Source organism: Loktanella sp. M215 (assembly GCF_021735925.1).
In the GTDB taxonomy this organism is placed as follows: Bacteria; Pseudomonadota; Alphaproteobacteria; order Rhodobacterales; family Rhodobacteraceae; genus Loktanella.
Genome location: NZ_WMEA01000001.1, coordinates 1,912,997 through 1,926,627, shown reverse-complemented (window position 1 = coordinate 1,926,627; position 13,631 = coordinate 1,912,997). Strand labels below are relative to the sequence as shown.

The window sequence follows — 13,631 nt, the reverse complement described above, 5'->3', positions numbered from 1 at the left end:
AGGGTCCGCCCCGTCCTCCGGCGTAAGGCCCATCGGTTCGGCCTAACGACAATAAGATCCGCTGCGGTAACGCGCGGTATCGACGTGAAAATGGTCATGGTGCGCGGCATTGGCCGCCGGCCCCAGGACGGTGCCAAAGGGACCGCAGGCCGCCTTCCACATCGCTTTCAGCTCTTGACCCGCAGTGCCCTTGCCCCAGTCGCTCGCCACAGTCAGCTCGCGCCCGTTCTTCAATTGGATGCCGCCGATATCCACGGCGCGGCCGCGTCCGTGTTCGGACAGCTTGTTGTTCGTGGCACTGCCACCGACCCGGTTGCGACAGGTGTAATGACCCACCACGCGCAGGGCCGCGACACCGCCGCCGGTATCGCCCACGGCCGGGATGATGCCATCGGTCACCCAGCGCCGCAGGGCCTTCGCCGTGTTGCAATCGATCGTGGGCTGATCGGTCAGACGAATACCTGCCACGGATTTCACCCGGACCGCACCGATCACACCGCACCCGCCGGATCCCGCAATATCGGCGATCTCCTCGCCCTGGATCGCGGGGTCACCGCAGATCTGGCCCCGCGCCAACTCCTGCTGCTGACGGACCGCCCGCTGCGTGATGACGGCGGGACGCAGGGCGGGGCGATCTGTGACCTGTGGCGCAAGGGGGCTGACCGTTCCGGCGGCAGCAACCTGATCGTCCGCCGGCGAAGTCACTGCGATGCTGCCGCCCGGGCGCAAGACCGGACGCAGCGTGACGATCTCGCTCTGGGGGGCTGCGCCCTCCTCGACGTCGGTCACGACCGGACGCAGGGTGGGCCGCAGCGTCGCACTCGGCGCCTGCGCCAGCGCCGGTGCCGACGCCAGGATCAGCAGACCAAGCAAAAGACCTTTCATCGCTTCACCGGCGTCCGGCCAAAGTCCGGCGCATCCGTATCCTGACCTGCGTCGATGATACCGCGCCGGATCGCGCGGGTGCGGGTGAAATACGCATGCAGGTGATCACCGTCGCCGGTGCGGATCGCGCGCTGCAGGGCAAAGAGTTCCTCGGTGAAACGTCCCAGGATTTCCAGCGTCGCGTCCTTGTTGGTCAGGAACACGTCGCGCCACATGGTGGGGTCAGAGGCTGCGATACGCGTAAAGTCCCTGAAACCCGCGGCAGAGTACTTGATGACCTCACTGTCGGTGACGCGCCGCAGATCATCGGCCACGCCGACCATGGTGTAGGCGATCAGGTGCGGCGTGTGACTGGTCACGGCAAGAACCAGATCGTGATGCTCTGCATCCATCTCGTCCGTATTGGCACCCATACCCTGCCAAAGCGTCTCAAGCCGGTCCACCGCGGCGCGGCTGGCGCCCTCGGCGGGCACGATGATGCACCAGCGATTGTCGAACAGCGTGGCAAAGCCCGCACGCGGGCCAGAATGCTCTGTGCCAGCCAGCGGATGCGCCGGCACAAAATGTACACCCTCAGGCACGAAGGGAGAGACAGCGTCGATCACCGCCTTCTTGACCGAGCCCACATCGGACAGGGTCGCACCGGGCTTCAACGCCGGTCCGATATCGGCCATGACCGCGCCCATGGCCCCGATCGGCACGCAAAGCACCACAAGGTCGGCGTCCCGCACTGCCTCGGCCGCCGTATCGCAGACCTCGCACAGGTCAAGCTCGCGGGCGATGTCGCGCGTGTCCTGACTACGGGCGTAGCCGGTGATCTGCCCCGCCAGCCCGCCACGCTTCATCGCCAGCGCCATTGAGGACGCGATCAGGCCAAGACCGATCAAGGCGACCTTGTCGTAGACGACACTCATCGGGCGCCCTTGAACTGCGCCACGGCGTGCACGACGCGGCGGCAGGCGGATTCGTCGCCCACGGTGATCCGCAGACACTGCGGCAACTTGTATCCCGCGACCCGGCGCACAAGGATGCCTTGCGTCCGGAGGTAGTCGTCGCAGGCATTTGCCTCCGCCTCGCTGGTGAACCGTGCCAGCACGAAATTCGCGGTCGAGGTATCGGACGGCACCCCGAGTTCGGCGAGTGCCGTCGCCATCCATTCGCGCCAGCGGGCGTTGTCCGCGCGACACCGGTCCAGCCAAGCGGTATCGCGCACGGCCGCCTCTGCGGCCGCCAAGGCAGCGGTCGACAGGTTGAATGGCCCCCTGACCCGGTTCAGCGTGTCGATGATCTCCTGCGGGCCATAGCCCCAGCCGACGCGCAGACCGCCCAGACCGTAAATCTTGGAGAACGTGCGCGTCATCACCACATTCTGTCGCTGTTCGACCAGCGACAGGCCGGCATCGAACCCTTCGACATATTCCGCATAGGCCCCGTCCAGCACGAGGATCGCACCGGATGGCAGACCGTCGGCCAGACGCGACACCTCGGCCTGACCAATCATCGTCCCGGTCGGATTGTTGGGATTGGCGATGAACACCAGCCGCGTTTTCTTCGTGCAGGCGGCGAGGATCGCGTCGACGTCCGTGACGCGCTCGTGCTCTTTCACTTCAACCGGAGTCGCCCCGTTCGCCAGGGCCGAGATGCGGTACATGCCGAAGCCATGTTCGGTGTGGATGACCTCGGTCCCCGGCCCGGTGTAGGCCTGACACAGGAAGTGGATGATTTCATCACTGCCCACGCCGCAGATCACACGCGCGGGATCGACGTGCCAGACATCGCCGATGGCGGTGCGCAGGCTGGCATGGTCGGTGACGGGATACCGGTGCAAATCATGCGCCGCCCGGGTGAACGCCTCTTTCGCGCGGTCGGACGGGCCATAGGGGTTTTCGTTCGACGACAGCTTCAGCACATTGACCACGCCATCGACGTGCGCTGCACCACCCTGATACAAGGCGATGTCCATGATGCCGGGACGCGGTTTGATAGTCATCGGGCTGGGATCCGTCTTAGGGGGCTTGCCGTGGTTCTAGCGATCAACCGGCAGCCTGACCAGTGGCAAGACGCCGCGAAAAACCCGGCGCCCTGCGGGACGGCGGGCGGGGCGCCTTGGCCGCGACAGCGGCCAACAGCGCCGCATGCCGTCCACTCGTCTTGTATGACTGACCCGTTTCGCGTTCGATGCATCACATCGTGACAGATTGAAGGAGATCACATCGTGGACCTGACGAACAGGATCGTTGTCGTGACAGGTGCCGCCGGCGGGATCGGTCGCGCTTTGGCGATACGTTTTGCCGCCGCCGGGGCTGCACATGTTGTCTGTGCGGATATCGACGGCGATGGCGCAAAGGCTGTCGCAGCGATCGTGAACGGCACAGCCATCCAGATCGACGTCACGCAAGAGCGGCAGATCGCAGACCTAGTCGCGCGCGTCGAACGCGAGATCGGTCCCATCGCGCTCTTCTGCTCGAACGCGGGCATCTTCACACCGGGCGGGATGGAGGTCCCCGACGCTGACTGGGACCGGATCTGGACGATCAATGTCATGGCGCATGTCTGGGCCGCGCGTCATGTCGTCCCCCGGATGATCGCCCGCGGCGAAGGCTACTTGTTGAATACCGCAAGCGCTGCGGGCCTGCTGAACCAGATCGGCGCCGCCCCTTACGGCGTCACCAAGCACGCGGCCGTGGGCCTCGCCGAATGGCTCGCGATGACGCATGGGGACGCCGGGATCAAGGTTTCGGTCCTGTGTCCACAGGCGGTGCGGTCGGCGATGACGGACGGCATGGGCGACAACGTGGCGGGTCTTGACGGCATGCTGGAACCGGAAGCCGTGGCAGACGCCTGCCTCCAGGCCATTCGCGACGAGACCTTCCTGATCCTGCCGCACGCCCAAGTCAGAGGCTACATGCAAAACAAGGCGCAGGATTACGACCGCTGGATCGGCGGCATGCGCAAGCTCAACAGGCGATTCGCGCCGGATTGAACGACACGACAAACGCGAAAGGCCGCCCCGAAGGACGGCCTTTGCAAGACGAAACCCCGAAAGGCTTAGTTCTTGGCGTAGAATTCGACGACCAGGTTCGGTTCCATCGTCACCGGGTACGGCACGTCGCCCAGCGTCGGTGTGCGGGTGAAGGTCGCGATCATCTTGGCGTGGTCGACTTCCATGTAGTCGGGCACGTCACGCTCGGGCAGTTGGGCTGCAACCAGCACCAGTTCCATCTGCTTGGACTTCTGACGGACCTCGATCACGTCACCCTCTTTCACGCGGTAGGAGGGGATGTTCACGCGGACGCCGTTCACGGTCACGTGGCCGTGGTTCACGAACTGGCGGGCGGCGAAGACGGTCGGCACGAACTTGGCGCGGTAGACGACAGCGTCCAGACGACGCTCCAGCAGGCCGATCAGGTTCTCGCCGGTGTCACCACGGACGCGCTCGGCCTCGGTGTAGATGCGACGGAACTGCTTTTCGGTCAGGTCGCCGTAGTAACCCTTCAACTTCTGCTTGGCGCGCAGCTGCAGGCCGAAGTCGGAAACCTTGCCCTTGCGGCGCTGGCCGTGCTGGCCGGGGCCGTATTCACGACGGTTGACCGGGGACTTCGGACGGCCCCAGATGTTTTCGCCCATGCGGCGGTCAATTTTGTACTTGGCAGACGTGCGTTTGGTCACGGCTGATCTCCTTCGGTTGTGCGCCATTGCGCGTGAAGGGCGTTGTCCTTTGGGTTTTCACCCCGACAGGAGTCCTCTTGCGAGGCCCACCAACACCAATGAAAGGGGCGCATAGGGGATCGGGCGTGAGGTGTCAACGACTGATGGACGGATGCCTCCGTCGGGCGCTTAACTTGCCAAGTGAATGAAGGACTAGTCTGCGCCAGCGTAGGTCAGTGTCGCTTGCACGGCGCGCTGCCACTGGTGGTACTTCGTGGCGCGGGTCTTGCCGGACATCCGCGACGTAAAGGTGCGGTCGAGCGCCCATGTCGCGGCAAACCCCTCTTGGTCCGGGTACAGGCCAGCCCGATAGCCGGCAAGCCATGCCGCCCCCAGCGCCGTGGTTTCAAGAACCTTGGGGCGATCCACGGGGGCGTCGATGATATCGGCAAGGAACTGCATCGCGTAGTCAGACGCGCTCATCCCGCCATCGACGCGCAGACTGGCTTCGCCCGCCTCGCTTTTCCAGTCGGCGCGCATGGCATCCAGAAGATCGCGCGTCTGGTAGCCCACGGATTCCAGCGCAGCGCGCGCCAGCTCTGCCGGACCGGAGTTGCGCGACAACCCGAAGATCGCCCCACGACAATCCGCATTCCAGTAGGGCGCGCCAAGGCCCGTGAAGGCGGGCACAAGGATGACGGGCTGGTCGGTGTCAGAGGATACGGCCAATGGCTGGGTTTCCTGCGCCTCGCGGATCATCTTCAACCCGTCGCGCAGCCATTGCACGACGGCGCCCGCGATGAAGATCGAGCCTTCAAGGGCATAAGTCGGCTTGCCATCGAGCTGATAGGCGATGGTCGTGAGCAAGCGCGAGGTGGAGGTGACGGGCGTGTCGCCCGTGTTGAGCAGGGCGAAACATCCGGTGCCATAGGTCGACTTCAGCATGCCAGGCTTGAAGCACGCCTGCCCCAGCGTCGCCGCCTGCTGATCGCCGGCGACCCCCAAAATCGGAATGTCCCGTCCGAACAGGTCAGGGCGGGTCCTGCCAAAATCAGCAGCGCAGTCTTTCACCTCTGGCAGCATCGCCATAGGGATGTCGAGCAGCTTGCAGATCGTCGAAGACCACCGCCCCTTGTGAATGTCGTAAAGCATCGTCCGGCTTGCATTGGTGGCATCGGTGACGTGGGCGGCACCGCCTGTCAGCTTCCAGATCAGCCAGCTGTCGACGGTGCCAAAGGCAAGCTCGCCGCGCGCGGCGCGGTCGCGCGATCCGTCGACATGATCGAGGATCCATTTCACCTTGGTCGCCGAGAAATAGGGGTCGAGCAGGAGGCCGGTCTTGGTCGCCACTGTCTCTGCATGCTCTGACAGATCGCGGCAGATCTGCGCCGTGCGGCGATCCTGCCAGACGATGGCGTTGTGGATGGGCTGGCCCGTCGTACGGTCCCAGACCAGCGTGGTTTCACGCTGATTGGTGATGCCGATGGCCGCGATATCATTGGCGCCGAGACCGGCTTTTTCGATGACCGAGCGGCAGGTGGCGGCCGTCGTGGACCATAGGTCGGACGGGTCGTGTTCGACCCAGCCGGACTGCGGAAAATATTGGGGAAACTCCTCTTGCGCGGTGGCGACCGGCATCATGTCGGCATCGAAGATGATGGCGCGGGTGGATGTGGTGCCTTGGTCGATGGCAAGAATATGGGTCATGACGTCTCCTCCGGTCTGCGGGGCCCCGAAAGGCCCCGCGCGCAGGATGACTTATTTCGCCGAGGCGGGAAAGGCCGGCAGTTTTTCGATGTCGCGGGGATCGTGCTGGATGACCAGCGTGGCGCCCAGGTTGCCCGCCAGCTTGTTCATCCGGTCGATCGAGGACAGCGTATCGCTGCGGTCGGTATTGAAGGTCGGCACGCCCTGATTGGCGATCTGTTCCTCGAAATGGACGATATCGCCGGACAACAGCACCGGACCCGTCTCGGCCAGTTGCACCAGCAGCGTCAGACTGCCCGGCGTGTGTCCCGGCATCGTCAGCATCGTGACGGACCCGTCGCCGAAGACGTCGGTGTCACCCGTAGTCGTGGTCAGTTTTCCACCGTCCAGCCAGGGCTTTACCAGGTCGGGGTTCGCAAAACCTTCGGCAAAGGTTGGCAGCGGGTCGGCGGACAGCACGTCCCAGTCGCGGGCGTCGATCATAAGCTCCGCATCGGGAAAGCTCGCGGCCTGACCCGTGTGATCGAAGTGATAGTGGCTGATGCCGACGCGCCCGATGTCTGCGGGTGTCAGGTCGAGTTCGGTCAACTGTTCTTCGATGGTCGTCTTGAGGGTTGGCGACAGCGCGTCGGTGTCGTTCTGCGGCGCACCCTTCAAGGCGGCCGGCAGACCGGTGTCCCAGATCATGTAGTCGGTGCCGTGGCGGATCAGATAGCAGGATGCGGTCAGATCGCGCGTCTCGCCGGTATAGGCGCGCGTGTCGGAAAACAAGTTTAGGTCGTTCACCTTCACATCTCCGCAATCGAGGCGCCAGAGTTCGACGTCCGCAGCGGGCGTTTCGGTCTGCGCAAAGGCAGGCAGGGCCGCGGTGGTCAGAAGGGCGGCAAGGGTCAGGGTCTTCATGGTGGTCCTCCGGTTATGATCTTGTTGCAACATCAACGGTGAGTCGCAGATGAGGTTTCATTGGTCGTGCAAGACGCTGCGTCAAGGTTGCGCCGCCATCCAGCGGCCCAATGCCGCGATCTGGTCTGCGCTCAGCCGCAGGCCCAGCTTGCTGCGGCGCCAGACGACATCTTCGGCGGTGCGGGCGTATTTGCGTGACATCAGCCATCCAACCTCTTGCCCGGTTAGCGTCGCACCGAAGTCGGGGCCAAGGTCAGCGGTCGTGCGGGCATCGCCCAACACCTGCGGCGCCTCCGTGCCGTAGGCGCGGATCAGGCGCTTTGCCCAAGATGGCGTCAGGAAGGCATACTGCACCTGAAGGTCAGCGATCAGCCACGCGGGACGGCGGCCGCGCATCCAGGGCATCGCCGTGGACAGCAGTTTCGATGTGGGCGTGTCACCTTCGAACCGCATGTCAGTCGAATAGGGCAGTACGAAGCGCATCGGCCAGCTGATATGCGGCATGGCCCGCAGCAGCACCTCGCGTTCTGCAAGGGCGTGACGCAGGAGGTTGAACTCGAAGTATTCGAGATACCGCAGACCGCCGTGAAAGAGCTTGGTCGAGGCGGACGACGTTGCGGAGGCAAGATCGTTCATCTCGGCCAGACCCACGCGCAGCCCCCGGCCCGCTGCATTGCGCGCGATGCCGCAACCGTTGATGCCACCACCGATGATGAAGATGTCGAAGGGTTGTGTCATGGCCGTGCCTTCCGGGGGTCTGTGGTGCCAGACCTAGGGCGAATGGGCGGCAGGCAACAGGCGCGGCGTCAGTCCGCTGCGATCAGGTCGCAGATGTGACGCACGGCGGCGGCATAGCCCCTGATCCCCAGCCCCACGATGACGCCGTCGGCGCGGGCCGAGATGTAGGAGTGATGGCGAAAGGACTCTCGCTTGTGCACGTTGGAGATATGCACCTCGATCACCGGACCGTCGAAGGCGTTCAGCGCATCGAAGATGGCCACAGAGGTATGGGTATAAGCCCCCGCGTTGATGACGATTCCCTGCGCACTGTGGCGGGCCTCGTGGATCCAGTCGATCAGCTGACCTTCGTGATTGGACTGTTCCATGCGGATCGCGATGTCGCCGGCGGCAGCGCGGCACAAATCAGCCACGTCGTCCAATGTGGCATGGCCGTAGATCTCTGGCTGGCGCTTGCCCAGCAGATTGAGGTTCGGACCGTTGAGGACGAGGATATTTGCCATGTTGGCATCCTTAGCATGCAGACCGGACGACGGGGAGGCCGGATTTTCGTCGAAAAACCGGCCGCGGCATCACCGGTAGTGCAGCGATTGACCATTATGAAAGATCTGAACCTTGTCGGGCTGGGCCGTCATGCGAACCGACGTGCCGCGCAACCCCTGATGGATGCCCGGCAACTTGCCGATGACGGCATCGTTGTCGCCGATCCGGTCGAAGTACAGCAGCGTGACCTCTCCCAGCGCCTCGGTGATGTTTACGGTGCCTTCAAAGATATAGGGCGCGCCGTCCTGCACCGCCGTCAGGTCCTCTGGCCGGACACCAACGTTGACACTCAACCCCTTGTCGGTGCCTTGGGTCGGCACGGCGGCGATGGCAGTGCCCCCGCCCGTCAGCTTGACGGTGGTCTGCGGCCCGGTCTCGACGATCTCTCCGGCCAGCAGGTTCATCGCCGGGGATCCGATGAACTGCGCCACGAATTCGTTCTGGGGACGCTCGTAAAGCTCCAGCGGCGTGCCGACCTGCGCGATGCCTTTATTGGCCAGCACCACGATGCGGGAGGCCAGCGTCATCGCCTCGACCTGATCGTGCGTGACGTAGATCATGGTACTGTCGGGCATCGATTCCTTGAGTTGCGCAATCTCGATCCGGGTCGCGACGCGCAGGGCTGCGTCGAGGTTCGAGAGCGGTTCATCGAACAGATAGACCTTGGGATCGCGCACGATGCTGCGCCCGATGGCGACCCGCTGGCGCTGACCGCCGGACAGCGCCTTGGGCAGCCGGTCGAGGTAGGGTTCAAGCTGCAGGATGCGCGCGGCCTTTGCGACGGCGGCGTCGATCTCGGCCTTGCTTTTCTTCGCCAGTTTCAGTGCAAAGGTCATGTTGTCGCGCACGGTCATGTGCGGGTAAAGCGCGTAGCTTTGGAACACCATCGCGATGCCGCGCTGCGCGGGGGGGATATCGTTCACGACGCGCCCGTCGATCTGCAACTCGCCGCCGCTGATCTTTTCCAGCCCCGCGATCATCCGCAACAGCGTGGACTTGCCGCAGCCGGAGGGGCCGACGAAGACGATCAACTCTCCGGTCTTGATGTCGAGGTTGATGTTCTTCAGCACGTCGATGGTGCCGCCATAGGTCTTGGCCACATCGGTCAGTTTGAGCGTTGCCATGGGATCGGTTCCTTTATTTCACGGACCCGGCCAGCAGGCCGCGGACGAGGAAGCGTTGCAGGGAGAAGAAGACGAGCAGCGGCACGGCGATCGACACGAAGGCGGATGTGGCGAGGATTTCCCAGTTGCCGCCACGAGTGCCCAGCAGTTCGACGATCTGCTTGGTCATCACGGTCGTGTCGCCGGAACTGTCGATCAGGAAGACCAGCGCCACCAGCAGGTCGTTCCAGGTCCACAGGAACTGGAAGATCGCGAAGGACGCGAGTGCGGGATAGGACAGCGGCAGGATGATTTTGACGAAAATCTGGAAATCCGTGGCGCCGTCCACCCGCGCATTCTCGATGATGTCGCGCGGCAGGCCGACCATGTAGTTGCGCAACAGATATATCGCGAGTGGCAGGCCAAAGCCCGTATGGGCGAGCCAGACACCCAGATAGCCCTTTCCGATGCCAATCTCGTTATGCAGGCGCAGCAGCGGGATCAGCGCCAGTTGCAGCGGCACGACCAGCAGGCCCACGACGGCGGCGATCAGCAGGGCGCGGCCGGGAAAATCCATCCACGCCAGCGCGTAGGCAGCGAAAGCCGCGATCAGGATGGGGATGATCGTCGCGGGGATCGTCACCGTCAGCGTGTTGAAGAACGCCTTGGCCATGCCTTCCCTGTTATTCGGGTTGAACAACACGTTGCGGTAGTTGTCGAGCGTGAACTCCGGCGGAGTTTTAGCTGTGGTGAATACCCTCTGCCCCCTGCCCGACTGTGGCTCCGGACTGGTCCAGACGTAGTCGCCGTTGGCCTGCACCGTGATCTGTTCGCCATCGCCAAGGTCGGCCGTATCGCCCGGCGCGAACTCGTCGATGTTCAGTGACCCGGTGCCCCAGGCACTGATCGTGGCCTGGACGGCCTCCACATCTGCAGCCTGCCCTTCGGCGACAAAGAGGTTGCCGTCGATCTGGTAGACACCGTTCACCTGCGGAATGTCGTCGCCCGGACGCGCGGTGCGCAGGGTCTGGTTCTGTTCCTGCGGGAACATCGACGCCCACCAGCCCGAGGACGAAATCTGGTCCGCCGTGCGGAAGGAACTGATGAACAGGCCCGCCGTCGGGAACAGCCACAGCGCCACCAGCAGCACGACCGAGATGTTCACGACCCATGTCAGCGACGACTTGCCGCCTGCCATACCGTCATCCATCAGCGCATCTCCTTGCGGGCGTTATAGACGTTCCAGACCAGGATCGGCGTGACCAGCAGCATGATGACCATCGCCGCCGCCGACCCCACGCCCCAGTCGTTCGCGCGAAACAGCTTGTCGTACATGTAGTTGGCCAGCACCTGCGTCTGCCACTGGCCGTTGGTCATGGCATAGACGATGTCGAAAACCTTAAGCACGACGATGGTGATGGTCGTCCAGACCACGACGATGGTCGAAGAGATCTGCGGCATCTTGATCGAAAAGAAGATCTGCAGCGGGTTGGCGCCGTCGATGATCGCGGCCTCGATCGTCTCCTCGGGAATGCCGCGCAGGGCGGCCGACAGGATCACCATCGCGAAACCGGTCTGGATCCAGATCAGCACGATCATCAGAAAGAAGCTGTTCCACACCGGGATCGTCAGCCATTGCTGCGGCGTGCCGTAGGGATAGGTGCCGGTCACGGCGTTCACTGCGCCCCAGAGACACGCCAGCACCAGAGCGGCGGTGAAAATCGCTGCCAGAATCCGCACCGCGCTGTTCAGCGGGCCGGGACGGGTGTGTTCGGGACGCAAGACCGGTTTGGCAAAGACCAGAACAAGAAAGGCGCAGAGCGCCGCGATTGCCAGCAGGATCACCACGGGCAGCACGCGCAGGATCACGATGGACCAGAAGCCGCCGTCGAACTGCAGCCAGATCGCGTTCAGGATGCCGATCTGGTTGGTGCCTTCCGGCCGGGCGTCGTAGACCAGCTTGAAGATCACGGCGGCGCCGACGAAGGAAATCGCCATCGGCATGAAAATGATCGATTTGGCAAAGCTGCCCCAGCGGATCCGGTCGGTCAGCTGTGCCGCCAACAGGCCAAAGGCTGTGGACGCCGCAGGCACCACGATCAGCCACAGCATGTTGTTGCGCAGCGCTTCCCAGAACTTGGGGTCCATCCCCATCTGACGGTAATTCGCGAGGCCGACAAAGGCGTTGCCCTGTGACCGGTCCGTCAGGGACAACCAGATCGTGGCAAAGACGGGATAGGCGAGGTAAAGTCCCAGCGCCAGAATGGCAGGGGCGAGGAACAGCCAGGGCCGCACCTTCTCGGCGAGGTTGATGTTGCGGCCCGCGTTGGCACCGGTGGCGGGAAAGATCACCTTGTCCAGCAGGATGTTCGAAAAATAGAAATAGGCGAGACAGCCGCCGACGCCGATCACGATGGTGAACAGGCCAAGTAGTGCCGGATTCATGGATGCCCCCTGTTGAATTGCTGTCGCGCCGGACCCTCCCGTCCGGGGTGGTCGCGCGGCGGACCGCGCGACCAGTGCGGCTTACTTCAGCGCGTCCCAGGACGCCTGAATCTTGTCCGCGACGGACTGGGCAGACTCGCCACCGACATAATCGACCATGCCGGTCCAAAACGTCCCGGCACCGACGCCGCCGGGCATCAGGTCGGATGCGTCGAAGCGGAAGGTCGTGGCAGAGGTCAGGATCTCGCCCAGCGCGCGACGGGTGTCGTTTTCATAGGTATCGAGATTGGCAGTGGTCAGCGGTGTTAGGAAGCCCTGAGCGGGATACGCCATCCAGATTTCGTGGGCGATCGGGGTCTGCAGGAAGGCAATCAACGCCTCAGCAGCTGGGGAGTCCTTGGTGATTGCAAAGACCGTCCCGGCACCCAACACTGGCTGACCCAAATCCTTGCTCGCGTAAGCTGGCATGTAGAAAAAGTTGGCGTCGCCGTCTTCACCGACGACGGTGCCTTCGGGGAAAAACGCAGGAATGAAGGACGCCTGATGGTGCAAGTAGCACTGCGGAGGACTATCAAACAGGCCTTTGGGACTATCGCGGAAGTCGGTGGAGGCAACTGCGCTCATGCCACCGGCGACGAAAGCATCGTTCTTGGCAAAATGACCAAATTCCTCGATCGCGCCCACAACCTCCGGCGAGTTGAACGGCAGTTCGTTGGTAACCCATTTATCGTAGTTTTCGGGCGACTGGGTGCGCAGCATCATATCCTCGACCCAGTCGGTCGCAGGCCAACCGGTCGCACCACCAGACCCCAGACCAATGCACCACGGCGTGCCGCCGTCAGCGACGATCTGGTCAGTCAGGGCTTTCAGGTCTTCCATTGTGGTCGGGACTTCATAGCCCGCGTCCTCAAAATTCTCCGGCACATACCAGACCAGCGACTTAACGTCAGCCTTGTAGGGGAAAGCATAGAAAGCTTCCGCGCCGTCTGCCCCGGCGTAGGTTCCAAGATCGACCCAAGACTGGCCAGCAGCGTAGTTTGCAGCCATCCAGTCGGCTGCCACCTGCCCCAATGGCGTCAAGAATCCGCGCTTGGCCATATCAGAGGCCAAACCCGGTTGCGGGAAAATGGCGATATTTGGCGCGGAACCGGCTTCTGCGTCAATCACGACTTGCTGTTCAAAACTGTCCGAACCCGTGTACCTCACGTCGACGCCTGTCGCGTCCGCGAAATATGCCAGAACCTGCTCAATCGGCGGCTGATCTGGACCAATCCACGGTCCGAAGACCGTCAATTGCGCTCCGGTAAAATCATTCGCATCAGCAAAGGACTGAAGACTGTCCCACGTGAAAGCGCCCTCGCCTTTCGGAAACATCAGGTCCTGTGCGGCGACAGAGGTTGCGGATGCGGCCAGCAGCGCAATGACGCTGACGCCTGATAGAGTGCGGATCATCGTATAATCTCCTCCCAGAGTATGACTTGTTCGGTTCGGTCCGAAACGTTGCGGATAAGGCTTTGACGGGGTCGCATCAGTCAACCGCAATCCCGCACGGCCATTTTTCTTTCCAGAAGGTTAGGACAACTGACCCGATGAGGGAAGGGTCGTCTTGCACATTCACGCCGCCCTGCGGTTGTCCGACGCACTTGCCACCGGCAGGGA

The 13,631-nt window shown here is 63.1% G+C and carries 13 protein-coding genes and 1 pseudogene; 1 reads left to right on the top strand and 13 read right to left on the bottom strand.

The window, feature by feature from the left end; all coding sequences use genetic code 11:
• Positions 1 to 42: 42 nt before the first annotated feature.
• The 3 genes from GLR48_RS09425 to hisC are packed head-to-tail and all read right to left on the bottom strand — an operon-like array spanning position 43 to position 2,875.
• Positions 43 to 885, bottom strand: a complete 843-nt coding sequence (locus tag GLR48_RS09425; protein WP_237061012.1) for an extensin-like domain-containing protein — start codon at positions 883 to 885, stop codon at positions 43 to 45.
• A complete protein-coding gene (locus GLR48_RS09420; RefSeq protein WP_237061011.1) occupies positions 882 to 1,799 on the bottom strand; it encodes a prephenate/arogenate dehydrogenase family protein in 918 nt (305 codons plus the stop codon). The genes GLR48_RS09425 and GLR48_RS09420 overlap by 4 nt, the downstream gene beginning before the upstream one ends.
• Positions 1,796 to 2,875: a histidinol-phosphate transaminase gene (gene hisC, locus GLR48_RS09415; protein WP_237061010.1), complete on the bottom strand. Its 1,080-nt coding sequence runs from the start codon at positions 2,873 to 2,875 to the stop codon at positions 1,796 to 1,798. Before hisC ends, GLR48_RS09420 begins: the two co-directional genes overlap by 4 nt.
• 225 nt (positions 2,876 to 3,100) lie before the next feature.
• On the opposite strand from hisC, the gene GLR48_RS09410 reads away from it, so the two are divergent.
• The gene (locus GLR48_RS09410) at positions 3,101 to 3,868 is read left to right on the top strand and encodes an SDR family oxidoreductase (protein ID WP_237061009.1); all 768 of its coding nucleotides are present in this window, start codon (positions 3,101 to 3,103) and stop codon (positions 3,866 to 3,868) included.
• 65 nt (positions 3,869 to 3,933) lie between these two features.
• Here the strand turns inward: GLR48_RS09410 and rpsD are convergent, their stop codons facing one another.
• The 10 genes and pseudogenes from rpsD to GLR48_RS09365 form a co-directional block, all read right to left on the bottom strand.
• Entirely contained in the window at positions 3,934 to 4,554 is a 621-nt protein-coding gene (rpsD, locus tag GLR48_RS09405; RefSeq protein ID WP_237061008.1) for a 30S ribosomal protein S4, read from the bottom strand.
• 192 nt (positions 4,555 to 4,746) lie between these two features.
• The gene (gene glpK, locus GLR48_RS09400) at positions 4,747 to 6,240 is read right to left on the bottom strand and encodes a glycerol kinase GlpK (protein WP_237061007.1); all 1,494 of its coding nucleotides are present in this window, start codon (positions 6,238 to 6,240) and stop codon (positions 4,747 to 4,749) included.
• A gap of 51 nt (positions 6,241 to 6,291) precedes the next feature.
• Positions 6,292 to 7,143, bottom strand: coding sequence for an N-acyl homoserine lactonase family protein (locus GLR48_RS09395; RefSeq protein ID WP_237061006.1), 852 nt, complete (start codon positions 7,141 to 7,143; stop codon positions 6,292 to 6,294).
• An 81-nt stretch (positions 7,144 to 7,224) separates the two neighbouring features.
• Positions 7,225 to 7,512, bottom strand: coding sequence for a glycerol-3-phosphate dehydrogenase C-terminal domain-containing protein (locus tag GLR48_RS26055; protein ID WP_442915834.1), 288 nt, complete (start codon positions 7,510 to 7,512; stop codon positions 7,225 to 7,227).
• Positions 7,510 to 7,881: pseudogene (locus tag GLR48_RS26050) on the bottom strand (FAD-dependent oxidoreductase); the annotation flags it as partial. The pseudogene GLR48_RS26050 and the gene GLR48_RS26055, both read right to left, overlap by 3 nt.
• Positions 7,882 to 7,949: 68 nt before the next feature.
• Positions 7,950 to 8,384, bottom strand: a complete 435-nt coding sequence (gene aroQ / locus GLR48_RS09385; protein ID WP_237061004.1) for a type II 3-dehydroquinate dehydratase — start codon at positions 8,382 to 8,384, stop codon at positions 7,950 to 7,952.
• 69 nt (positions 8,385 to 8,453) lie between these two features.
• Positions 8,454 to 9,548, bottom strand: a complete 1,095-nt coding sequence (locus GLR48_RS09380) for an ABC transporter ATP-binding protein (protein ID WP_237061003.1) — start codon at positions 9,546 to 9,548, stop codon at positions 8,454 to 8,456.
• 13 nt (positions 9,549 to 9,561) lie between these two features.
• Complete coding sequence (locus GLR48_RS09375; RefSeq protein ID WP_237061002.1) at positions 9,562 to 10,737, bottom strand: carbohydrate ABC transporter permease; 1,176 nt, start codon at positions 10,735 to 10,737, stop codon at positions 9,562 to 9,564.
• Positions 10,737 to 11,972: a carbohydrate ABC transporter permease gene (locus GLR48_RS09370; RefSeq protein ID WP_237061001.1), complete on the bottom strand. Its 1,236-nt coding sequence runs from the start codon at positions 11,970 to 11,972 to the stop codon at positions 10,737 to 10,739. Before GLR48_RS09370 ends, GLR48_RS09375 begins: the two co-directional genes overlap by 1 nt.
• A gap of 81 nt (positions 11,973 to 12,053) precedes the next feature.
• Positions 12,054 to 13,424: an ABC transporter substrate-binding protein gene (locus GLR48_RS09365; protein WP_237061000.1), complete on the bottom strand. Its 1,371-nt coding sequence runs from the start codon at positions 13,422 to 13,424 to the stop codon at positions 12,054 to 12,056.
• Positions 13,425 to 13,631: the final 207 nt, after the last annotated feature.

Excerpts from the sequence above, each read along its gene's own strand:
- glpK (WP_237061007.1), bottom strand. The coding sequence starts at position 6,240 with ATGACCCATATTCTTGCCATCGACCAAGGCACCACATCCACCCGCGCC.
- GLR48_RS09420 (WP_237061011.1), bottom strand. The coding sequence starts at position 1,799 with ATGAGTGTCGTCTACGACAAGGTCGCCTTGATCGGTCTTGGCCTGATC.
- aroQ (WP_237061004.1), bottom strand. The coding sequence starts at position 8,384 with ATGGCAAATATCCTCGTCCTCAACGGTCCGAACCTCAATCTGCTGGGC.
- GLR48_RS09370 (WP_237061001.1), bottom strand. The coding sequence starts at position 11,972 with ATGAATCCGGCACTACTTGGCCTGTTCACCATCGTGATCGGCGTCGGC.
- GLR48_RS09365 (WP_237061000.1), bottom strand. The coding sequence starts at position 13,424 with ATGATCCGCACTCTATCAGGCGTCAGCGTCATTGCGCTGCTGGCCGCA.
- GLR48_RS09395 (WP_237061006.1), bottom strand. The coding sequence starts at position 7,143 with ATGAAGACCCTGACCCTTGCCGCCCTTCTGACCACCGCGGCCCTGCCT.
- hisC (WP_237061010.1), bottom strand. The coding sequence starts at position 2,875 with ATGACTATCAAACCGCGTCCCGGCATCATGGACATCGCCTTGTATCAG.
- GLR48_RS09375 (WP_237061002.1), bottom strand. The coding sequence starts at position 10,737 with ATGGATGACGGTATGGCAGGCGGCAAGTCGTCGCTGACATGGGTCGTG.
- GLR48_RS09425 (WP_237061012.1), bottom strand. The coding sequence starts at position 885 with ATGAAAGGTCTTTTGCTTGGTCTGCTGATCCTGGCGTCGGCACCGGCG.
- GLR48_RS09380 (WP_237061003.1), bottom strand. The coding sequence starts at position 9,548 with ATGGCAACGCTCAAACTGACCGATGTGGCCAAGACCTATGGCGGCACC.